We start from the raw sequence: 860 nt of genomic DNA, 5'->3' as shown, positions 1-860 counted from the left end.
TTACACACCGAAGTATGAAGATGGCAGTGGAAAACCAGGTTCTAAGGTTGAAATTCCATTGAAAGAAGAAAATGGAAAAGACATTCCAGCCAAAACAACATACGTAAGTGATCAACCAGGTGTTATCGACGTAGATGACAAAGGAAAAGTAACAGTCACAATTCCAAAAGATAAGAATCCTGGCGATAAGATCACAGGTAAGATTACAGTCACATATCCAGACGGCTCAACAGAAGAAGTCCCTGTAAATGTAACGGTAACAAATCAAGATACTGAAACACCAAGTGAGATTGAAATCACACGCAAACCAAATGGTGATGCGATTGTAACGCCTAAGAAACCAGATGGAAAACCATACCCATCAGGCAGCAAGGTAGTGATTCCAGGTGAAAACAACACACCAATCGAAGTTACAATTGGCGACAATGGTTCAGGTGAAGTACCAAATGACAAACTTCCTAAGAAAGATGTCCCAGGTACAGGAACAGTAACAGAACCTAACAAGAAACCATCACAACCAGTGGATGTAACAACACCAGCTCGTAAGACACCAACAGTAGATGTTGAACAAGATCCTAAGACAGGTGACGTTACAGTAACACCGAAGAAACCAGATGGTTCAACATACCCACCAGGAACTAAGGTAGAAATCCCAGGTAAAGATGGCAAGCCAATCACAGTTACAATTGGTGAAGACGGTAAAGGTAAAGTACCAAACAGTGAATTACCAGAAGGTAAAGTTCCAGGTACAGCTAAGATTACTGAACCAGGTCAACCAACAGTTGAAGTTCCAGTAGAAACACCAGCTAAGGTCACACCAGAAACACCAACAACTGAAACACCAAGTGAGATTGAAATCA

General features: G+C 41.4%; 1 protein-coding gene. It reads left to right on the top strand.

The features are described 5' to 3' along the window. A partial coding sequence (locus HT717_RS08020) for a YPDG domain-containing protein (protein WP_191995414.1) occupies positions 1 to 860 on the top strand: 860 nt, incomplete at both ends.

Source organism: Streptococcus sp. 959, from assembly GCF_013277075.1.
Classification (GTDB): Bacteria; Bacillota; Bacilli; order Lactobacillales; family Streptococcaceae; genus Streptococcus; species Streptococcus pseudopneumoniae_C.
This window is presented reverse-complemented; position numbering and strand designations above follow the sequence as displayed.